General features: G+C 38.1%; 23 protein-coding genes and 1 riboswitch. Of the genes, 21 read left to right on the top strand and 2 right to left on the bottom strand.

Translation table 11 applies throughout. The annotated features are described in order from the left end of the window. The first annotated feature begins 2 nt into the window (after positions 1–2). From cysD to BUB90_RS04125, 9 genes are all read left to right on the top strand, one after another. Entirely contained in the window at positions 3–803 is an 801-nt protein-coding gene (cysD, locus tag BUB90_RS04165) for a sulfate adenylyltransferase subunit CysD (protein ID WP_073283292.1), read from the top strand. Positions 804–841: 38 nt separating this feature from the next. Next, positions 842–2,566 carry a sulfate adenylyltransferase subunit 1 gene (locus BUB90_RS04160; RefSeq protein WP_242952475.1) on the top strand — a complete coding sequence of 575 codons (1,725 nt, stop codon included), beginning with the start codon at positions 842–844 and terminating at the stop codon, positions 2,564–2,566. A gap of 225 nt (positions 2,567–2,791) precedes the next feature. Next, positions 2,792–4,021: an O-acetylhomoserine aminocarboxypropyltransferase/cysteine synthase family protein gene (locus BUB90_RS04155; RefSeq protein ID WP_073283825.1), complete on the top strand. Its 1,230-nt coding sequence runs from the start codon at positions 2,792–2,794 to the stop codon at positions 4,019–4,021. A 100-nt stretch (positions 4,022–4,121) separates the two neighbouring features. Continuing rightward, the gene (locus tag BUB90_RS04150) at positions 4,122–4,943 is read left to right on the top strand and encodes a 4Fe-4S binding protein (protein ID WP_170865436.1); all 822 of its coding nucleotides are present in this window, start codon (positions 4,122–4,124) and stop codon (positions 4,941–4,943) included. After that, positions 4,936–5,181, top strand: coding sequence for a sulfurtransferase TusA family protein (locus tag BUB90_RS04145; protein WP_073283284.1), 246 nt, complete (start codon positions 4,936–4,938; stop codon positions 5,179–5,181). Before BUB90_RS04150 ends, BUB90_RS04145 begins: the two co-directional genes overlap by 8 nt. 34 nt (positions 5,182–5,215) lie before the next feature. Further along, on the top strand, positions 5,216–5,536 hold the full coding sequence (locus BUB90_RS04140; protein ID WP_073283281.1) for a thioredoxin family protein: 321 nt from the start codon (positions 5,216–5,218) through the stop codon (positions 5,534–5,536). Between the two features lie 64 nt (positions 5,537–5,600). Further along, the gene (gene thiS / locus BUB90_RS04135) at positions 5,601–5,810 is read left to right on the top strand and encodes a sulfur carrier protein ThiS (protein WP_073283277.1); all 210 of its coding nucleotides are present in this window, start codon (positions 5,601–5,603) and stop codon (positions 5,808–5,810) included. Beyond that, positions 5,810–6,616: a thiazole biosynthesis adenylyltransferase ThiF gene (thiF, locus tag BUB90_RS04130; RefSeq protein ID WP_073283274.1), complete on the top strand. Its 807-nt coding sequence runs from the start codon at positions 5,810–5,812 to the stop codon at positions 6,614–6,616. The genes thiS and thiF overlap by 1 nt, the downstream gene beginning before the upstream one ends. 8 nt (positions 6,617–6,624) lie before the next feature. Further along, entirely contained in the window at positions 6,625–7,038 is a 414-nt protein-coding gene (locus BUB90_RS04125; RefSeq protein ID WP_073283270.1) for a M67 family metallopeptidase, read from the top strand. 5 nt (positions 7,039–7,043) lie between these two features. Here the strand turns inward: BUB90_RS04125 and cobK are convergent, their stop codons facing one another. Continuing rightward, positions 7,044–7,802 carry a precorrin-6A reductase gene (gene cobK, locus BUB90_RS04120; protein WP_073283267.1) on the bottom strand — a complete coding sequence of 253 codons (759 nt, stop codon included), beginning with the start codon at positions 7,800–7,802 and terminating at the stop codon, positions 7,044–7,046. 156 nt (positions 7,803–7,958) lie between these two features. On the opposite strand from cobK, the gene BUB90_RS04115 reads away from it, so the two are divergent. Together BUB90_RS04115 and BUB90_RS04110 are read left to right on the top strand one after the other, a co-directional pair. Next, on the top strand, positions 7,959–9,626 hold the full coding sequence (locus tag BUB90_RS04115; protein ID WP_073283263.1) for a S8 family peptidase: 1,668 nt from the start codon (positions 7,959–7,961) through the stop codon (positions 9,624–9,626). A gap of 154 nt (positions 9,627–9,780) precedes the next feature. Further along, the gene (locus BUB90_RS04110) at positions 9,781–11,451 is read left to right on the top strand and encodes a S8 family peptidase (RefSeq protein WP_073283260.1); all 1,671 of its coding nucleotides are present in this window, start codon (positions 9,781–9,783) and stop codon (positions 11,449–11,451) included. A gap of 12 nt (positions 11,452–11,463) precedes the next feature. On the opposite strand, the gene BUB90_RS04105 is transcribed toward BUB90_RS04110, so the two are convergent. Then, entirely contained in the window at positions 11,464–12,576 is a 1,113-nt protein-coding gene (locus tag BUB90_RS04105) for a cobalt-precorrin 5A hydrolase (RefSeq protein ID WP_073283257.1), read from the bottom strand. Between the two features lie 299 nt (positions 12,577–12,875). Then, positions 12,876–13,062, top strand: a riboswitch (cobalamin riboswitch). 126 nt (positions 13,063–13,188) lie between these two features. On the opposite strand from BUB90_RS04105, the gene BUB90_RS04100 reads away from it, so the two are divergent. The 10 genes from BUB90_RS04100 to BUB90_RS04055 all read left to right on the top strand — a co-directional run bounded on the left by BUB90_RS04100 (position 13,189) and on the right by BUB90_RS04055 (position 22,037). After that, complete coding sequence (locus BUB90_RS04100) at positions 13,189–13,947, top strand: energy-coupling factor ABC transporter permease (RefSeq protein WP_073283253.1); 759 nt, start codon at positions 13,189–13,191, stop codon at positions 13,945–13,947. Continuing rightward, on the top strand, positions 13,940–14,233 hold the full coding sequence (locus BUB90_RS04095) for an energy-coupling factor ABC transporter substrate-binding protein (RefSeq protein ID WP_139241696.1): 294 nt from the start codon (positions 13,940–13,942) through the stop codon (positions 14,231–14,233). Before BUB90_RS04100 ends, BUB90_RS04095 begins: the two co-directional genes overlap by 8 nt. After that, positions 14,230–15,015, top strand: coding sequence for a cobalt ECF transporter T component CbiQ (gene cbiQ, locus BUB90_RS04090; protein WP_073283247.1), 786 nt, complete (start codon positions 14,230–14,232; stop codon positions 15,013–15,015). Before BUB90_RS04095 ends, cbiQ begins: the two co-directional genes overlap by 4 nt. A 43-nt stretch (positions 15,016–15,058) precedes the next feature. Further along, complete coding sequence (locus BUB90_RS04085) at positions 15,059–15,949, top strand: energy-coupling factor ABC transporter ATP-binding protein (protein ID WP_242952474.1); 891 nt, start codon at positions 15,059–15,061, stop codon at positions 15,947–15,949. A gap of 133 nt (positions 15,950–16,082) precedes the next feature. Beyond that, entirely contained in the window at positions 16,083–16,853 is a 771-nt protein-coding gene (locus BUB90_RS04080) for a sirohydrochlorin cobaltochelatase (RefSeq protein ID WP_073283243.1), read from the top strand. A 119-nt stretch (positions 16,854–16,972) separates the two neighbouring features. Then, positions 16,973–18,121, top strand: coding sequence for a cobalt-precorrin-5B (C(1))-methyltransferase CbiD (gene cbiD / locus BUB90_RS04075; protein WP_073283239.1), 1,149 nt, complete (start codon positions 16,973–16,975; stop codon positions 18,119–18,121). Positions 18,122–18,313: 192 nt separating this feature from the next. Beyond that, entirely contained in the window at positions 18,314–19,072 is a 759-nt protein-coding gene (locus tag BUB90_RS04070; protein WP_073283236.1) for a precorrin-2 C(20)-methyltransferase, read from the top strand. Then, the gene (cobM, locus tag BUB90_RS04065) at positions 19,072–19,827 is read left to right on the top strand and encodes a precorrin-4 C(11)-methyltransferase (protein WP_073283233.1); all 756 of its coding nucleotides are present in this window, start codon (positions 19,072–19,074) and stop codon (positions 19,825–19,827) included. Before BUB90_RS04070 ends, cobM begins: the two co-directional genes overlap by 1 nt. A 49-nt stretch (positions 19,828–19,876) precedes the next feature. Beyond that, entirely contained in the window at positions 19,877–20,608 is a 732-nt protein-coding gene (cobJ, locus tag BUB90_RS04060) for a precorrin-3B C(17)-methyltransferase (RefSeq protein ID WP_073283229.1), read from the top strand. Between the two features lie 193 nt (positions 20,609–20,801). Next, positions 20,802–22,037, top strand: coding sequence for a bifunctional cobalt-precorrin-7 (C(5))-methyltransferase/cobalt-precorrin-6B (C(15))-methyltransferase (locus BUB90_RS04055; protein WP_073283224.1), 1,236 nt, complete (start codon positions 20,802–20,804; stop codon positions 22,035–22,037). Positions 22,038–22,041 lie beyond the last annotated feature (4 nt).

Below are 22,041 nucleotides of genomic sequence, written 5' to 3'. Positions count from 1 at the left end.
ATATGGATCATTTGGATACATTGGAAGCGGAAAGTATATTTATTCTAAGGGAAGCGTACAAGAAATTAGGAAAGCTTGGTATGCTTTGGTCAATCGGAAAGGATTCTACAGTTTTATTATGGTTAGCAAAGAAAGCATTTTTTGGACATTGTCCATTTCCATTCATTCATGTAGATACTACTTACAAGATTCCAGAGATGATTGCTTATCGTGATAAGGTGGCGAAAGAATTAAACTTAGACTTAATCGTACATACAAACTGGGAAGCAATTGATGCTGGAATGGGACCTGAACAAGGTAGATTAGTATGCTGTAAGGCATTGAAGACAGAAGGATTACAACAAGTAGTTAAGAAATACGAGTTTGATGGTTTGATCGTTGGTGTTCGTCGTGATGAAGAAGGTTCTCGCTCGAAAGAGAGAGTGTTCTCAGAACGTAATAAAAATGATGAGTGGGATTATTCTAACCAACCACCTGAACTTTGGGATCAGTTTAAGACAGATTTTCCAAAGGGTAATCATATCCGAGTGCATCCGCTATTGCATTGGAATGAAATTGATATCTGGGAGTATATCAAAAGAGAAAATATGCCTATTATCGATTTGTATTTTGCAAGAGATGGTAAACGTTATCGTAGTTTAGGTTGTGCGCCTTGTACAGGTAAGATTGATTCGAATGCAACATCAGTTGCAGATATTATAGAAGAGTTGAAGCACACAACAGTAAGTGAACGTGCCGGAAGAGCACAAGACCAGGAAGATTCTTATGCAATGCAAAAGTTACGCAAAGACGGATACATGTAAAAATTGTGTCTGCTTCAAAAGCAGGCGATAGAAAGGGTATGGTTATTAATATGGCTCAGATTGAAAATATAGATAGATTAAAGATAGTAGTTGTAGGGCATGTTGATCATGGTAAGTCGACGGTTATTGGGCGCTTATTATATGATACACATTCGTTACCACAGGGGACGATTGATAAGGTTAAAAAGATTGCTAAGGAGACAGGAAAACCATTCGAATATGCGTATTTATTAGACGCATTTGAAGAGGAACAAAAGCAAGGGATAACCATTGATACCACACAGATTCAGTTTCAAACAGAGAAGAGAGAGTATGTAATTATTGATGCTCCAGGTCATAAGGAATTCCTTAAGAATATGATTTCAGGTGCAGCCAATGCAGAAGCGGCATTTCTTATCATTGATGCCAAGGAAGGTGTACAAGAACAGTCGAAGCGACATGCATATATTCTATCCTTAATTGGAATCAAGAAAGTTTATGTTGTGTTGAACAAGATGGACCTGGTTGATTATTCGAAGGAAGTATATGAATCGGTTAAGAAGGACATGACGGAATTCCTTGATACGCTTAACATCAAACCAATTGATTATATTCCGATTTCAGCCTATTACGGGGAGAATATATTGGAGAAATCAGATAAATTAGATTGGTTCAAAGGGAAGTCTGTGATCGAGGCAATGGATAGTATCGAGAAAGAAAAAGGCCTTGATAAGAAACCGCTTCGTTTTCCTATTCAAGATGTTTATAAATTTGATGACCGCAGAATTATTGCAGGCCGTATTGAGTCAGGGACTCTACAGGTAGGCGATAAGATTACCATATATCCAGAGGGCAAGAAGACGACGGTTAAGACAATTGAATACTGGGCAGACAGGGATAAGACAGATGTTGTATCAGCAGGTCAGGCAGTGGGAATCACGGTTAGTGATGAATTCTTTAATAAACGTGGAGAAATAATTGCCTTTGAGGATAGTAAACCGCTTGTAACGAACTCCTTCCGTGCAAGTATCTTCTGGATGGGTAAGAATAATTTAATTAAGAATAAGACATATAAGATTAAGTTAGCAACGAGGGAAATTGAAGGAGAATTAGAAGAGATTATCAAAGTTATCGATGCTTCTAGTTTGGATTCAAGTGAACAGGTTCAAAAGGTAGCGCTCAATGATGTTGCTGAGGTTATTATAACCACCAAAGAGCCAGTTGCATTTGATCAATTCTCTCAAAGTCAGGTAACAGGAAGATTTGTAATCGTTGATGGGTATGATGTTGCAGGTGGTGGAATTATAACACAGGCAGAGGAAGAGAAAGAGAACAAAGAGTTAGAGACGTTCCGTAATGGTAAATTGAAAGCAAGAGGAGATATCTTCGAAGAATTTTACTATAATGTAGACCAATTTACAGTAAACAAAACAAGTGTGACATCGAATACATATACAATTGGAGATGCGATTCCACTAAAAGGGGAGAGTTACGAGTATCCAGGGAATTTTGATATCTTGGAATTACGTGATAAAGTAGCAATTCAAATTAGAGATGGAAAGATTGCTGATATTTTCCCATTACAAGAGTATCGTTATGGAGGTCATCCGATTACAAACGGAAGAGGCTTCGCAGCGAAAGTAAATTCTGAGGAAGAATTAAAACAATTCTTACAAGAATACAAAGAATTAGATGAAAGAAGTGAAGTTGCATTCTTGAATAAATGGTTATCTTTCGATACCTACCGCTGGGTAGTATTCCATGGTAACTACTGGGTGATATAAGTTTACAGCGATTGACCAGCGCTTGTGTATGATCAACGTAGATAAGCAAAACTCTTAGTAACATATTATTGATTCTATACTGGTGTACTTTGACTAAAAAACACTTAGAAGTACTTAGATGTGTAGCGTGTTTGGTGTCATAGTACGCCAGCATAGAAGCCGTGAAAATGTAGAAGAGTTTTCCAGCAAGTGCTATGAAATGGGGGGAGAATTATGGAAGAAACGATAAAGTTCAATACAGCTTTGCTACATAGTAATGTAGAAGGCGATAAGAGGACTGGTGCAACGCTAACTCCAATCTATCAAGCTAGTGCCTTTGAACAGGAATCGGCAGAGAAGCTAGAAAAAGTTTTTGTGAACGCTATGCCGGGTTATTCTTATACAAGAGTTAGTAATCCAACCAATACCTCCTTCGAACAACGGATTACGAATCTAGAAGGTGGAATTAGTACCGTGGCGTGCGCATCAGGAATGGCAGCAATCTTCAACGCCATTATGAATGTAGTGCAAAGTTCTGATGAGATTATATCGAGTATAGGAATATTCGGTGGGACAATTGGGCTATTCAAAGATTTAGAAGCATTTGATATACATACAAAATATGTTCTTCAGTTAACACCAGAAGAAATTGAGAAGAATATTACAGAACGTACCAAGGTAATCTTTGCTGAGATCATTGGTAATCCCAAGTTAGACGTACTCGATATTGAGGCAATTGCCGCGGTTGCTAAGAAACATAATATTCTATTCATCGTTGATAATACGATAGCAACACCGTATCTTGTAAAACCACTACAGTTAGGCGCGGATATCGTCATTCACTCCTCCTCAAAGTATATCAACGGTAGCGGCAATTCTATTAGTGGAGTAATAACGGATAGTGGTAAGTTTAAGTGGAATGAGAAACAGTATCCTCAGATTATGAAATATAAAAAGATGGGACCATATGCATATGTTGCAAAACTAAGAGAAGCACTATTTCGCAATACAGGTGCATGTTTGTCGCCGTTTAACTCGTATCTTAATTGCTTAGGACTTGAGACCTTAGGGCTTCGAATGGAACGTACTTGTGCCAATGCATTAGCATTAGCGAGATGGTTTGAAACTTGCAAACAGGTAGAATATGTGAACTATCCAGGATTAGAAAGTAGCCCATACCATGAGACTGCGAAGAAGCAGTTTCATAATGGATACGGTGGTATGGTGACCATAAGAATGGGATCAAAAGAAAAAGCATTTCAGGTTATTAATAATCTTAAATACGCATTGAAGGTATCTAACATAGGAGACACGAAGACGCTAGTAATCCATCCTGCGTCTACCATCTATCATTCAAGTTCTAGTACAGAGAAGGTAAATGCAGGGGTATATGAGGATTTGATACGTATTAGTGTTGGGATTGAAGATATAGAGGATTTGATTGCGGACTTTAAGGGGGCAATTGAAAACAGTTAATCGTGCTGGAATTCAGCATAAGGTGACGCCAAAATCAAATTAACATAAAGGAGAGAGTATAGTGGCAATTGATTATAGTGCTTTGAAAAAAGGTGGATTTATGCGCCAGAAGCAAAAAGGAAGATTCTCACTACGCTTACAGGTTGTAGGTGGTACGTTAACATCAGAGAATCTTCAAGTGATATACAAAGTAGCAGATAAGTTTGGTAATGGATATGTACATCTAACCTCCCGTCAAGGTGTAGAGATTCCTTACATTCGTGTTGAAGATATAGAAGAAGTGAAAGAAGAATTAGCTAAGGGTGGTTGTAAACCTGGAGTTTGTGGGCCTAGAGTTCGAACGGTTACAGCTTGCCAAGGTAATACGGTATGTCCAAGCGGTAATGTGGATTGCTATAAGATTGCAACAGAACTTGATCAGAGATATTATGCGAGAGAATTACCTCATAAGTTTAAATTTGGTGTTACAGGTTGTCAGAATAACTGCCTAAAGGCGGAAGAGAATGACATCGGTGTAAAAGGTGCTTTAGATATTCAATGGGAAAAAGACAAATGTATCTTCTGTGGAGTATGTGAGAAGGCATGTCGTGTAGGTGCGATTAAGATTGAAGGAGACAATATTCTTCTAGATGAAAGCAAATGTAATTATTGCGGTCGTTGTGCAAAAGCCTGTCCTACAGAAGCATGGGATGGTGAGGAAGCGTATATTCTTTCTTTTGGAGGTTTGTTTGGTAATACCATTAATAAAGGATCTAGTATCTTACCATTAGTTAAATCAGAAGAGCAATTATATCGTATAACCGATGCGGCAATACAATTTTTTAATGACAATGGAAAACCTAGTGAGCGATTCAAGTTTACCATTGACCGTGTAGGTTGGGATACATTTCAAGAGGTAGTAGAGGAGGCATATAATGGCTGAATTTAAGATTGATGATACCGTTGATATTACAGACGTGGTATGTCCACTGACATTCGTAAAAGCAAAGGTAGCTATTGAAGAGTTAGAGGACGGTCAGGTGCTATCGGTTAAGATGAATGACGGAGAACCAGTTCAGAATGTACCACGAAGTCTGAAAGAGGAAGGACATCAGATTCTAAAATTACTTGATAATGGTGATGGTACCTATAACCTTTTGGTTAAGAAGGTAGAAGAGTGAGAAGGCAATTAAATAGAAAACAGGAGGTGAGTTTATGGCAATCCGAGTGAATCAAGATAGTTTTGAGGTTGAAGTGTTGCAAGCCAAGGGACCTGTATTGGTGGATTTTTATTCGGATTCTTGCATTCCATGTAAACAGATGTCTCCAATTCTATCACAACTAGCAGAGGAATATGGTGAACAAGTTAAGATTGTTAAGGTCAATGTGAACTTCGATATGGAACTTGCGGATCGTTATCTTGTTATGGGAGCACCAACGTTCGTTGTATTTGTTGATGGGAAGGTTGTAAATCATAGCCATGGAGTAAAGAAAAGAGAAGAAATAAAAGAATTGATAGAAGAATTTATCCTTTAGCGATTATGATAGTAAGTTGACAATAGTAGAATACATATAAGAATAGATTGAATGGAGGTATCACATGAATATAACAGTTGCGGGTAAGAAAACAGAAGTAGAAGAGGGAATTTCAATTGCAAAGTTAATTGAAGTTGTCAAAGTAGAAAATCCCCTATATGTTACAGTGAGTATAAATGAAGAATTCGTCGATTCCAAAGCTTTTGAAGAAACCGTATTAAAAGAAAATGATTTTGTAGAGTTCTTGTACTTTATGGGAGGAGGGAGCTTCTAATGGCGTTTACGAATGAGCAGTTAGAACGTTATTCGAGACATATTATATTACAAGAAGTTGGTGCGAAAGGGCAGAAGAAGCTTCTTAATGCTAAAGTATTAATTATCGGAGCAGGAGGGCTTGGAGCACCGGTGGCTATGTATTTAGCGGCAGCGGGAGTTGGCACCATTGGTATTGTAGATGCGGATGAAGTAGATCTATCCAATCTACAAAGACAAATCATACATGCAACCAAAGATGTAGGAAAACCAAAAGTAACTTCTGCAAAAGAGACTATGAATGAGATGAATCCAGATGTTACAGTGAATACGTATCATACCTTTGTTACGTCTGAGAATATCCTTGATTTAGTCAAGGAATATGATTTCGTTATTGATGGTACTGATAACTTCCCAGCCAAATTTCTAATTAATGATGCGTGTGTTATGGCAAAAAAACCATTTTCTCACGCTGGAATTATAAGGTTTAAAGGTCAATTGATGACGTACGTTCCTGGTGAGGGGCCTTGTTATCGTTGCGTATTCCAGTCACCGCCACCAAAAGATGCAGTCCCAACTTGTAAGCAAGCAGGAGTTATAGGCGCGATGGGTGGTGTTATAGGAAGCTTACAAGCGTTGGAGGCATTAAAATACATATTAGGAGTCGGTGAGTTACTTGTTGGAAAACTATTAACGTATGATGCTCTTAAGATGGAGTTTCGAACAGTGAAGTTGCCGAATCACGGAAAAGGTTGTGCTGTGTGTTCAGATGCTCCAACGATAACAGAATTGATTGACTACGAACTTACAGAATGTGATGGAAAGTAGGGATTAAGTTGATACAGATTGGACAAGAAGAGTATAAGACAATCATTAAGCATGCCAAAGAGGGTCTACCGAACGAGGCCTGTGGTTTACTAGGAGGCATAGTTGTAAGCGGTGTAACTTATGTGAAGAAGATTTATTGCCTCACGAATACGGATGCTAGTAGGGAACATTTCTCAATGGATCCCAAGGAACAATTTGCCGCCATTAAAGATATTCGCAGTAATAATCTACAATTAATCGGAAACTTTCATTCGCACCCGGAAACACCTGCTAGGCCATCGGATGAGGACAAAAGACTTGCATATGATTCAACGTTACTTTATGGAATTGTTTCTTTAATGGCAGAAGATTCTCCTGTGTTTAAAGTGTTTCATATCAATGAAGCTAAGGAAGTATCGGAAGAGGAAGTTGTCATAATATAAAAGGATTAGAGAGTGGGGATAATTTTCTTCATCTCATCTATGGTATATCCTTTTACATCTTGTGGTCTGCCTATAATAATACAAGTGACACCGGCTTGTTTAGCAGCTTCGATTTTCTCGGCGAAACCACCTGGTAAGCCAGATTCTTTTGTAACAAGATATTTGGCATGGGTATGAAGTAGCATAGCGTAATTGAGCTCCACTGAGAATGGTCCTTGCATACCGATGAGGTGCTTACCTTGAATACCAAGCTCATAACACTCCTTTACCACACTTGGTGATGAAAGAGTCCTGGCATAGATACGAGTCTTAAAGTCAGGAAGTTGTGTATAGGAATATAATTCTTTACTTCCGGTGGTCACAAAGATATTACCTGAGGTTTCCTTGAGATAAGTAACCGCATCCTCAACAGATTCAACGAATACTGTGTGTGAACTTCTGACAAGTAACTCAGAAGATTCTCTAATTACACGATAGTAGATGGTGTTTGTTGCTTGGCAAGCTGATTGTATGTTGGCTGATACAATTGTTGCATAAGGATGTGTTGCATCAATTACAGCAGAAAATGCTTCCTGATTTATAAGTGAAATCATATCATCTGCTGTTAAGCGAGTGGATGTAGTTTCTACATATTCTAGATTTAGTAAAAGTTGTTCACCATATTCAGTGGCTACACATGCGTGTGTAGCTATTTTTAATGTATTAAGATATTCTGCTAGAATACGTCCTTCTGTTGTACCAGCGAAGAGTAAAATGTGTTTCATAAGACCTCCAATTTATAAGCTATTACGTTACCGTTTAAACCAATATTAGAATTAGTATAAACGGTAACGTGTAGAATGTATACATTAAATCTGTAGGCACATATATATGCAGTTAATACATATAATATTAAAGAACAAAAAGATGGGAGAAGTATATTGGAGATTCTTGATGAAAACTATTATGATCAAATAATTGATAATGTTTTAGTCCCTTTCTATGATACGGGTAACAATATTACATATATAAATGAAAGACATTCTTTGCTTCATATATTAGTTAATCAGCCAAATCCTTGTGATTTGGGTACAAATCCATATCATAGATTTCCATCTCTATTCACATTAGAATCAATGGAAAGTTTAGAAAAATCAAACATTAGAAGTGTACAGAGAAATCCTAATTTTGCACTATATGGGCAGGGGGTTGTAGTCGGTGTAATAGATACAGGAGTTGATTATACGCATCCAGCTTTTCGTAATACGGATGGTTCAACTAGAATACATTCTATTTGGGATCAAACCATACAAGGTGAAGCAGTACCAGAGGGATTTACTTTTGGTACAGAGTATGGAAGGGAACAGATTAATCTTGCGCTGCAATCTACAGAGCCGTTATCTGTTGTACCAACGGTTGATACGAACGGACACGGAACAGCTATTGCAAGTATTTTAGCAGGAACTCAAGATACAACCAATGACTTTAGTGGTGTGGTACCAGAAGCAGATTTGGTGGTAATTAAACTAAAAGAGGCTAAGCAAAATTTAAAACAGATTTTTTGTGTTCCTGCAGATGCCATCTGTTATCAAGAGTCAGACATTATGCTTGGAGCTCGATATGCGCTTTCTGTTGCATTGAAGTTAAATAAACCACTTGCAATATGTATAGCACTAGGAAGTAGCCAGGGAGGACATGATGGACGTGGTGCGTTAAGCAGCTATTTAGCCTATCTTTCACAGCTCTCTAGAACGGGAGTAGCAGTAGGAGGGGGGAACGAAGGAAATAAGAGAAGGCATTATTATGGAGTTATGACAACTGACATACAACATAAGGAGTTTGAGCTTAATGTGGATGGTAAAGATACCATGTTTTCTATGGAAGTATGGGTGGATACGCCAGGGCGGTTTGCGATTGCTATAACAGCGCCGACAGGAGAAACAACACAACTTATATATCCGAAGATAGGCGTATGTACCGAATACACTCTTATTTTTACAGATACTAGGATCTGGGTGAATAATATATTATTTGAAGAGGAATCGGGAGATCCATTAATATTAGTTCGATTTAGAAACATAATGCAGGGTATTTGGCGTTTTCGACTGCAGAGTATTGATAAAGAGAATACTTCATTCAACGTGTGGTTACCTTCGGAAAATTTATTATCAAGGGATACTTATTTTTTGGAGCCTGATCCCAACATCACAATCACCTCTCCAGGAAATGGAGTATTTCAGCTTACAGTAGCGGCATATAACCAGAATAATAACAGCATCATGCAGGAGTCCGGTAGAGGGTATAATAGATTGGGGGACATAAAACCTAATGTTGCAGCACCAGGGTATCAATTATCATGCGCGGTACCAGGTAATAGATATGGTGCATTAACAGGAACAGGAGGAGCCGCAGCGCACACAGCGGGAATAATAGCTATGATTTTAGAGTGGGCCGTGACGAGAGGGAATTATGGAACAATTACTGGAAACAATATTAATCACTTGATCATTAGAGGAGCGTATCGGGAGGTAGATTTGATATATCCTAATAATGTATGGGGATATGGTAGAGTTAATGTAAGTGGTATATTTGAACGACTAACCGTATAAGGATTAATTTGAGCCTTATATAAAGAGACAGAACATGTAAAATGTAGTAAGACAGGATTGTTAGAGAAACGTCATCCACACGATAGTAGAGTTCATATTCATTATAGATAAATAGAGTATCTATATAAAACATGAAGCTGGGAGCGTAGAAGTTATGAATAAAGTAGTTGATGAAAACTATTATGATTTAATTATTAATAACGTTATTGTACCGTCTTATGATACAGGGGATAACATTACTTACATTAATGAAACAAATTCGTTGCTTCATGTATTTAATGATAGAAATTCCCCTTGCGATTTAGGTAGGCAACCATATCACCGGTTTCCATCTATATTTACATTAGAATCTGATATAAGTATTCAAAAATCAAACATAGATAAAGTGCAGAGAAATACGCATCTAGGACTATATGGACAGGGGGTTATTGTAGGCATTATTGATACGGGGATTGATTATCAACATCCAGCTTTTCAGCACAATGATGGAAGTACTAGAATATTACACATATGGGATCAAAGCGTGCAGGATGGAAGGGTACCCGAAGGGTTCACGTTTGGTTCTGAATATAATGCAGAGCAAATCAATATCGCATTACACTCAACCGATCCCTTAACTATGGTGCCATCAGTAGATACGAATGGGCATGGAACTGCTATAGCAAGTATTATAGCAGGCAAGGAGAATGAAAGTGACGAATTTAGTGGTGTTGTACCTGATAGTGAAATCGTAGTCGTTAAGCTTAAAGAGGCTAAGAAAAATCTGCATAATGTATTTTTTTTACGAGACGATGCAGTATGTTATCAGGAATCTGATATTTTACTTGGTTTACGCTATTTACTTATGGTTTCAAAGAAACTAAATCGACCTCTTGCAATATGTGTTGCCCTTGGAACGAGTCAAAGTGGTCATAATGGTCGTGGAGCTACAAGTAGCTATCTAGACTATCTATCAGGTATTTCGCGTATTGGCCTTGCTATTCCAGCAGGAAACGAAGGGAATGCTCAAAGGCATTATTTTGGGGCATCAAATTCTACAGCAGTATATAATGAATTCGAACTTAGAGTAGATGAAAAGGATAAGCTGTTTTGGATGGAGATCTGGCCAGATCCGATAGCAAGACTTGCGATTGAAATAATAACTCCAACTGGAGAATCAACTAAATTTATCTATCCAACAAGGAATGATTGTGTTGAAAACAACTTTATCTATAGCCCAGGTATTGTATGGGTAAATAATATTGTTTTAGAAGAGGAAAATGGAAATCAGCTTATACTTGTTCGTTTTAGAAATCCCATTCAGGGAATTTGGCATTTTCGTGTTTTAAATATAGAAACGGAGGCCTTTTCCTTTAACGCATGGTTACCAAATGGCGAATTAATTTCTAAGGACACTTATTTTTTAAACCCAGATCCCAATACTACTATAACAGAATCAGGAAATGCACCAGGTCTTTTAACTGTAGCTGCTTATAATCAAAATACAGATAGCATTCTGTTAGAGTCAGGTAGAGGATATACGAGGTCCGGTATTGTAAAACCAGATATTGCAGCGCCAGGATACAATCTTGCTTGCGCATTACCGAATAATCGGTATGGTACAATAACAGGCACAGGTGCTGCATCAGCCCATACGGTGGGGATTATTGCCATGATCTTAGAGTGGGCAGTGGTACGAGGAAACTACACGTCCATAACAGGAAGTAATATTAATGCACTGATTATTCGGGGAGCAAGACGTAAGGATACCTTAGTATACCCCAATAATATATGGGGATACGGAGAGATAGATGCCTATGCAATATTTGTTCGCCTTAGCCTTTAAGAGCCACAAGGGTCAAAAAACAACATCATATGGGCAGATAACGGCGGCAATAGTTACACCATTTGCTGCTGTTTTTCTAATAAGTATAGTTCCAGTTGGTTCCAGATAAAGTGCAGCTCTTTCACATACATTGTCAATCCCAGTGACAGATTTCACGAAGGATGATGGTGTAAAATCTCCAGTTAAAGATGACAATTCTTTAGCTGAATGAACGATAAATGGAAGATCGTACTTTTGGCAGAAGTCTAGTAATCCTATTTCATTAACTTTTAGATCAATACTCGCCACTTGCTTCACTGCATGTATGGAGATGTGATGTTCGGCTAGCGTATGCTGGACCCTAGATTCAATAACCTCCATAGGAGTGTCTTTCTTACAACCAATGCCCAGGGTGATTATTCTAGGAATAAGATGAAGCGTTCTGTCGAAGGGAGAACTATGTTCGTCTAGAGTGATGGAAATACCTAAGGGGTACTCATTAGGTGTACGCATTGAAAGTCTATTTTGTGATTGTATAGGTAGTTCGGTTTGTAATTGTGCTTGTGGGTTGTCAGATACCAGAACTAACTGTTTAGGTAACTGAGAGTTGATCGGGAAATCGGTGTTCACCCCAACTTCTTTATGATTAAGTAATTCACTAGATACTTGTTTGGCAAGAGTCATGTTATCCATATACATATTATTCTTAGTTGCAAAAACATCAACCGCAAAGAGATTATTCAAATCTGTGGCAGTTGAGATAATTGGAGTAGCACCAATGAAGCCAGCCACATATTTGGTTAACTCATTACCACCGCCAATATGGCCTGACAATAAAGAGATAGCATATTGCCCAAGTTCATCAATGACGATGACAGCAGGGTCAGTTGTTTTACTCTCTAGGTAGGGTGCAATGGAACGGACAGCTATTGCGCAAGCACTTATAAAGATGATGGCATCTACGTTATGAAAGACCTCTTTCACTTGCTCTTTTAGTGGTATATTAAGTTTTATCAGGTGAGGAGGAAGTTCTGATTTTACGGTTGTATAAGAAGTACAACTATTGTTTTGATTGATAATATGACTATGCAAATGACTGCTGAGTGTGGCAGCTTTTGATGTAAATGAAAACATTACGTAACGCATGTTGTGTCCTCCTAAATTATTTGACTTTAGTATAGCCTAGATTTTATATAATGTATATGGATAAAATCAAAACTAGTGTTACCATTACGAAGAAAACTTTATGTATATTTATTTATAAATATCATATAATTACTAGCAAAGATTTTAATGTTGTGGAACGCAAGTTAAGTTTTTGTGAATTATGTGCATGATTACTGCTAATAGGTCATAGTTTTTAATAGGTCCAGAACCTAAGATAATATATATGTCATATGATTGACAAGTAAACATGCACATGCTACTCTATTAAAGTAAATTCAATATTGTTTTTGTTTTCAGGATTATTTATGGATTTTTCCATGAATGGGGAAGCAGGTTAAAATCCTGCGCAGTACCCGCTGCTGTAAGGGAATAGTAGTACTTCATTATGTCACTGTGAATAATGGGAAGACGAAGTACTATGTTTGACGCCTAAGCCAGAACACCCGACTGAAAACGAATTTACGAGGTTACGGGGATATAACCAGGTAGTGAACTAGAGAGTAAGGAATAGAATAATACCTCCTCTCTTTCTTTTCGTACCTGTTGTTGTATCAAGGAAGGTAAGAATTAGAAAGAGAAGGAGGATTTTTTATGTCGAAAAGACAAAAACTCGTGTTCAGAGCTTCTATACTAGTAGCTCTTAGTTTAGGTATTGCACCTGTAACATCAGCAATGCACATTATGGAGGGGTATCTCCCGCTATCCTATTGTGTTATGTGGGGTGTTTTATGTCTCCCATTCTTAGTTTATGGTGTGTTTTCAATCAAGAAGCAATTAAAGGATAACAGAAGATTGCTTCTCATCTTTGCAATGGTAGGTGCTTATGCATTCGTACTATCAGCACTTAAGATTCCGTCTGTTACAGGAAGTAGTTCACATCCTACAGGAACAGGTTTAAGTGCAATCTTATTTGGTCCAGGAGCAACTGCGTTAATCGGTATTATTGTATTGTTATTCCAAGCAATTTTACTTGCGCATGGTGGTTTGACAACCCTTGGTGCTAATACATTCTCCATGGCTATAGCTGGTCCTATCGTATCATTTCTTATATATAAATTAGTATTAAAATGTAAAGGTTCTCGCTATGTAGCAATCTTCTTAGCTGCATCTCTGGGAGACTTATTCACATATGTTGTAACTTCCTTGCAATTAGGTCTTGCGTTTCCAAGTACAGATGGTGGTGTATTCACTTCTATTGGAAAATTCATGGGAGTGTTTGCGGTTACTCAGATTCCACTTGCAATAATAGAAGGTATCTTAACTGTTATTGTAGTAATTGCTTTAGAATCATTTGCAAAAACAGAATTAGAGGATCTTGGGTTTGGAAGGAAGGTGCGTGAAGTTGAGTAAGAAAAAGCTTATTATTATATTATTAGTGCTTTGTGTATTAATAGCTACGGTTCCATTACTTATGAATAGAGAGAGTGAGTTTGGAGGAGCAGATGGTCAAGCAGAAGATTTAATTTCAGAGATTAATCCAGATTATGAGGCTTGGGCTGACCCTGTTATGGAACCACCGGGTGGAGAAACAGAATCGTTATTGTTTTGCCTACAAGCAGCTCTTGGTGCAGGAGTTTTTGGTTATGGCTTAGGGGTTTTAAGAGAAAGAAGCCGTAAGGAGAGTAAGTCTGCATGATCATGATGGATAAATGGGCATACAGTTCAAAGCTCAGAGAAAGAAATCCATATAGTAAATTACTCTTTGGAGTAGGCAACTTATTGATATGTGTTTTATGTAGGTCCAATGTGGTATCCTTATGCATATTCTTGATAATGTTAGCGTTGGTTGTTTTGATAGGGAAGATGCCGTTTCGGGCGTATCTACGACTATTATGTATACCATTAATTTTCTTAGTTATTAGTACAATAACAGTTATATTTGAAGTCGGACATGTGGAGTCAGCCAAGATACTTGTATCCTTGGCTGGCGGCCATATCTATATGACCAAATGGTCTCTAACTAGAGGAATTCAGCTGTTTTTGTCATCTTTCGCATCGGTTACTTGTTTATATTTTCTAGCAGTTACGACTCCTGTGATTGATATGATTCAAGTCCTTAGAAGTCTTCATCTTCCCAAAATCGTAATTGAGCTAATGTATCTAATCTATCGCTTTATTTTTCTATTATTAGAGACAGGAAATGCAATTGTAGTAGCGCAGGATTGTAGATTAGGATATAAGGATAGAAAGACTTCTGTGCAATCCACAAGTAAGATGGCGGCGGTACTATTCGTACGTGCTTACCAGAAAGCAGATGCATTATTTTGTTCTATGGAATCAAGAGGTTACGATGGGGACTTATGTGTACTGAGTACAATAGAGCGACCGCGTGTCCCAGAAGTGATCGTAATGCTTGCAATTACTCTATTGGAAGGAATCGTCTGTTATTATTTCTTAGGAAATATGCCTGCTATATAGAGCAAAGTTGAAAGAATTAAAAGACTATAAAGGGGGCCATGCATTGCGTACTTTCAACTTATTAGATGAGCAGTATCATAAACCAGTTTGTGATATGCATGGGGATACAATGATTGAAATAAAGAACCTTAATTATCAATATGAGGATGGAACTGTTGCCTTACAGAATGTGAATCTAACAATTAATAAAGGTGAGAAAATTGCTATTATGGGGCCAAACGGATCCGGGAAATCAACCTTATTTCTCTGTTTGAACGGCGTTTATAAACCGACTAATGGGAGTATTCAAGTGAATGGAGAGCCTGTTACTTATAATAGAAATGGACTCAAGAAATTAAGACAGATCATTGGAATTGTATTTCAGAATCCAGATAATCAACTATTTAGTGCAGATGTTTTTCAAGAGATTTCCTTTGGGCCAATGAATCTAGGACTAGAAAAAGAGGTTGTAAGAGAACGAGTAGAATCTGTGTTAGAATCTCTTCATATACAACATCTTAAGAAAAGACCTACTCATTTCTTAAGTGGGGGACAGAAGAAGCAGGTTGCCATAGCGGATATCTTGGCAATGAAGCCTGAAGTGATTTTGTTTGATGAGCCTACAGCTGCACTGGATTCGTATCACAGTCAATTAGTGAATGATTTAGTCGATGAATTATGTGAAGCAGGAATCACAGTGATTCAGGCAACTCACGACAGTGATTATGCTATGGCATGGGCAGATCGGATTATTGTTATTCAAGATGGGAAGGTATTAGTAAAGGATACTCCACAGAAGGTATTTGAGAATGTAGAGTTAAGGAAGAAGGCATATCTTGAAGAACCAAACGTCTTAAAAATGTATAATTGTTTATGTAAGGCTAATATAATAGAACAAACGAATAATCCAATATGTCCAAAATCGATAGATGAATTAATAAAGGGATTAGAATAGAGATATAAGAATAGAGAGATATATATAATCCTTCAGTATGAACGTGGCAGAAAAAGTTAGAAGGTTGGAAGTAGCGAAACACTTTGAGAAGCGTTTCGTAACTTCCCGATTTTGAGAGGAGTTATGTTAGATAATGAAAAAAGCAATCGTAGTAATTAGTTTTGGTACAAGTCATGAAGATACAAGAAAGAAAACAATAGAGGCAATTGAACGAGGGATAGCAGAAGAATTCAAAGATCATGAAGTATTTCGTGCTTTTACAAGTAAGATTATAATTAAGAAATTAAGAGAAAGAGATAACTTAATTGTACCAACAGTACAAGAGTTAATGGAACAATTGGTTGAAGACGGATATACAGATGTAATTATTCAACCAACACATATTATTAATGGAATTGAGAATGACAATATGTTAGAAGACCTATCGCCTTATGTTAAAAAATTCAGTAGTATTCGTATTGGAAAGCCACTCTTATCTGATACCGAAGATTATAAGCAATTAGTAAGTTGTATCGTTGAGGAAAATCATGTTGGAGAAAAGGAAGCAATTTTGTTGATGGGGCATGGAACCAGCCATCATGCAAATGCGGTCTATCCAGCAGTTGACTATACATTTAGAGCAGAAGGCTATTCAAACATCTATATGGCGACAGTGGAAGGCTATCCAACTTTAGACGATGCTATGGGACTTATGGAAAAGAATGAGTATAAGAAAGTATTGCTGATTCCGTTCATGATTGTTGCAGGTGATCATGCCAAGAATGATATGGCTGGAGATGAGGAAGATTCATGGAAATCAGTTCTTGAAAAAGAGGGATACGAAGTGGATTGTAAGTTACAAGGATTGGGTGAACTAAGAGTGGTACAAGATATGTTTATTCGACATATTAGGGAAGCAGAGTAACAATTTTTAGTTTGTATATTAAGTAGACAGTAAATTAGACAATTTATAAGCAAACTATCATTAATAGTTTGGTTTATTTAATCTCTTGCGAATGTGCAAGTAGATAAGGAGGAAGGTAGATGGAGGCAGTGCCTTTAGTGAATACAAAAAAGAAACTACGCAGTGGTTATACTACTGGAAGTTGTGCGGCGGCAGCGGCAAAGGCAGCGACAAGTATGCTATTGAGTGGAGTTATTGTTAATAAGGTATCCTTACTGACTCCTAAAGGTGTAACCTTGCAACTAACAATTGAAGATATTAATATGTCAAAGGATTCGGTACGGTGTGCCATTCGTAAGGATAGTGGAGATGATCCAGATGTAACTAATGGGATACTAGTCTATGCGAAGGTTAACAGAATACAGGGAAATCAAACAATAGTAGATGGCGGTATCGGAGTGGGTAGAGTAACGCTACCAGGATTATGGCAAAAAATTGGAGAAGCAGCAATTAATAAGGTACCAAGGCAAATGATTATGCAGGAAGTTACCACAGTATGTGAACAAATGGGATATGATGGGGGATTAAGAGTTATCATTGAGATACCCGAAGGTGTAGAGATTGCGAAAAGGACGTTCAACCCAAGGCTAGGCATTGAAGGTGGAATATCAGTTCTTGGAACTACAGGAATTGTGGAACCTATGAGTGAGAGTGCATTAATTGATTCTATAGCACTAGAGATTAAAGTTAAGAAGGCAAATGGACAGGAGATACTCATTCTTACACCAGGTAATTACGGTGCAGACTTTTTGAATGAGACCCTTCATATAGATATTAATAAGGCAGTAAAGTGTAGTAATTATGTAGGTGAGGCATTAGATACGGCAGTAGAAGTTGGTTATATGAAGATTCTTATGGTTGGACATGTCGGTAAGTTTGTTAAGCTTGCAGCGGGGATTATGAATACACATTCAAAACAAGCAGATGCCAGAATGGAAATATTTCTAGCAAATGCGGCATTAGAAGGAGCTAATCTAGAGACGTTACAAGCAATTGAGCAAGCTATTACAACGGATGAAATGATATCGATATTAAAACAATCCGGCCATCTAGATAGTGTTATGAAGAGAATTATGAACCGTATTCAGTTCTATGTACAGCATAGACTTGGTATGGATATCAAAGTCGGAATAATGGTGTTCTCTGTAGAATATGGTTTGCTTGGACAGACGGAAGGAACAGAGGATTTAATAATAGAAGAGATAGGAGATAACAGGGTTACATCATAGGGAATTGGAATGACGAACACACAATTCACCAAACAGTAACGCCAGACATAAAACACATTGATATGTTTGTCGGCATTACAAAGAGTTTCCAATTGCCTAAGGTTACATCATCATGAAAGGAGCCATGCGTTATAGTTTTTTTATTTATTTGTTTTATCAATGAAGAAAGTATTTAGTAAGCATGGGTATAGAATGAAAGGTATATTATACGGAATAGGAACGGGTCCAGGAGACCCTGAATTATTGACATTAAAAGCTGTACGACTATTAAAAGAAAGTGATGTAATTGCCATAGCGGTTACGGATAGCACATTAGAAGAACCATTCTTAGAGGGGCGTGAACAAGGATTAGATGTTGATAAGGATTGTGATTCTTATCGTCAGGGCTGCGTTGCTTATTGTATAGCAGTACAGAGTGTACCAGAGATTGCAGATAAAACAATCTTGCATTTACCAACGGTTATGACGAAAGATAAGAAGAAATTGCAAGAAGGATATGAGAAAGCAGCTAAGGCGGTTGAAGATTTACTTGAACAGGGAAAACAGGTTTCCTTTATAACATTAGGTGATCCAACCATATATTCAACGTACCTTTATGTACATGCACTTATCAAGGAAGCAGGATTTGATACCCAAATCATTAGCGGTATTCCGTCATTTTGTGCCGCAGCAGCAAGGATGAATCAAGGGTTGGTGGAACGTTCTGAACAGTTGCATATTATACCGGGTTCATATGGCGTCGAAGAAGCATTAACAATGAAAGGTACTAAGGTTTTCATGAAGGTTGCAAGTAAGATGCCTATGGTGAAGGAATATATTCGCAAGCATCATAATGATGTCGTTATGGTTGAGAATTGTGGTATGGATGGCGAGCAGGTTTATACAAGTTGTGAAGATATACCAGAGAATGCAAGCTATTATTCGCTGTTAATTGTGAAGGAGGATAAATAATGGTTCAATTCGTAGGAGCAGGTTCAGGAGCAGCTGATCTTATTACTGTAAGAGGGCAGCGATTACTTATGGAAGCTGATGTGATAATCTATGCGGGCTCATTAGTTAATCCAGAGCTATTGGAGTATAAGAAAGATTCGGCAGAAGTGTATAACAGTGCATATATGACTTTGGAAGAAGTGATTGAAGTAATGGTAAGTGCACATCAAGAGAATAAGAAGATAGTTAGACTTCATACAGGTGACCCTTGTCTTTATGGAGCGATTAAGGAACAGATGGACGAACTTGTGAAGCATGATATACCATATGAGGTTTGCCCGGGAGTTAGTTCATTCTGTGGGGCAGCAGCGGCTCTACAAGCTGAATATACCTTGCCAAATGTATCTCAATCAGTAATTATTACTCGTATGGCTGGTAGAACTCCAGTCCCAGAGAAAGAAGAGATAGCTAAACTGGCATCTCATCAAGCAACTATGGTAATATTCTTAAGTACAGGTCTATTAGAACAATTACAAGTGGAACTGATGAAAGGTGGATATCCAGCTGATACGAAAGCTGCGATTGTGTATAAAGCAACTTGGCCAGATGAAAAAGTATATCGTTGTACAGTAGACACATTGGCACAGACGGCTAAAGACAATAACGTAACGAAAACCGCACTCATTGTTGTTGGGAATGTATTAGAGGGAGAGTATGATCGTTCGGAACTATATAATCCTGCATTCGCAACAATGTTTAGGGAAGCAAGTAAGTAAAGTCTGGTTATGTTGGCTAGTGAATATGTGAATCTAAAAGGAGACAACTATGAATAAAATATATGTAGTAGGAATTGGGCCTGGAGCTTATGAGCAGATGACAATTCAGGCGGTTAAGGTCCTAGAATCTTGTGATGTCATTGTTGGTTATACCGTTTATGTTGATTTGGTAAAAGAACATTTTGCAGATAAGGAGTTCTTAACCACACCTATGAAGCAGGAAGTAAAGCGTTGCGAATTGGCATTCGAGGAGGCAAAGAAGGGGCAGATTGTTGCTATGATCTGTAGTGGCGATGCAGGAGTTTATGGAATGGCAGGATTAATTTATGAGGTTGGAGAAGCTTACCCTGAAGTTGAGGTAGAGATTATACCTGGTATTACAGCAGCACTTTCTGGTGCGAGTGTACTTGGAGCGCCGTTAATTCATGACTTTGCAGTAATCAGCCTAAGTGATTTGCTTACTCCATGGGAGAAGATTGAGGCGAGAGTAAGGTCGGCGGCTGAAGCTGATTTCTCTATCTGTCTTTACAATCCTTCAAGTAAGAAAAGAGCAGATTATCTTATGAAAGCTTGTGATTATATGTTAGAGTATAAATCCCCAGAAACGATCTGTGGAATTGTACGAAACATTGGAAGAGAAGGAGAAGAATCCGAAGTACTTACATTACAGCAGTTACGAGATACTACGGTTGATATGTTCACGACGGTATTCATTGGGAATAGCCAAACGAAAGTAGTTGCAGGTAAAATCGTAACGCCAAGAGGTTATACAGTAGAATAAGCAAAACTCATGCATGTTACCGAACGCTAAACCAACGTATCGTTTTATGAGACGAAGAACCCTCAATACGGCATCCTGCCGTGGCTCAGGTTGACTCGGCCGCAATGCCTCGTATTCCTATGTGTCCAGTACACTTGGTTTGCTAAGCATGGTATAGTTTTAAATCCCAAATTAAGAAAAGGAGGACTACGAGATGAATAGGAAGAAGGTTTATCTAATTGGAGTTGGAATGGGTTCTGAGAGTTCCTTAACCAAGGAAGCAATCGATATTCTTAGTCAGGTGCCAGTTGTGATTGGAGCTAGGCGTATGATTCAAAGTTTTCAGAATACGTCCATATGGATCACAAGAGAAGAGATGGGGAATCAACCAGAAGTTTATGTTGAGTACCATTCTTTAGAAATTGCTGATTATATAAAGGGGTTAGAACAATTTCCGGTTGCGATTCTTCTTTCTGGGGATGTGGGTTTTTGTAGCGGTGCGAAGAAGCTATTAAAGGCGCTAGAATTTTGTGAGGTTATGATGTTACCTGGAATTACCACTGTAGCATACTTGGCTTCGAGATTTAACCTTTCGTGGGATGATATGAATTTGACATCCTTGCATGGAACGGCCAATGCAATTGTTAATAGAGTACATCACAATGCTTATACATTTGCATTATTAGGAGGCAAGGACAGTGTGAACCAACTTTGTAATCTGCTCATGGAATATGGAATGGAGCAAGTCAAACTTCATGTGGGAGAATGCTTATCCTATCCAAGTGAGAAGATACAGACAATTAGCCCGTTAGAAGGATATATGGGTGGGCAACAAGAATTAGCGGCAGTAATTATAGAAAACCCTAATCCATGTAATGAGATTTCTTCTAGTATAGTTGATGACGACTTTATTCGTGGTAAAGTCCCTATGACAAAGGCAGAGGTTCGTGAAGTTAGTATAAGTAAACTTAAATTAACGAAAGATGCTATTTGCTACGATGTGGGCGCAGGTACTGGGTCTATAGGAATTGAGATTGCTTGTAAATCAACAGATATCCAGGTATATGCAATAGAGAAGAATTCAGAAGCAGTAGACTTGATTGAACAGAATAAACGAAAGTTCCGAGTTGATAATCTAAGCGTAGTAGAAGGGCTCGCACCACAAGCCTTAGAATCGCTACCGGCACCGACACATGTCTTTATTGGAGGTACGACTGGGAATTTAGAGAGTATTGTATATGCAATATGGGAGAAGAATCCTACGGTTCGTATTGTACTTAATGCAATTGCGCTCGAGACAGTAGCGCTAGCAGTCGATTTTGAGAAGAAGCACCCAGAGCTTCAAAGCGAAGTAGTTCAACTTCATGTGTCCAAGTCGAGAACATTAGGGGGCTACCACATGATGACGGGGCAAAATCCAATTTATATTATTACATGGCAAAAGCCGTGATATA

The organism is Anaerosporobacter mobilis DSM 15930 (assembly GCF_900142955.1).
GTDB classification, from domain to species: Bacteria; Bacillota; Clostridia; order Lachnospirales; family Lachnospiraceae; genus Anaerosporobacter; species Anaerosporobacter mobilis.
The sequence above is the reverse complement of the archived record's forward strand: the minus strand, read 5'-3'. Positions and strand labels throughout refer to the sequence as shown.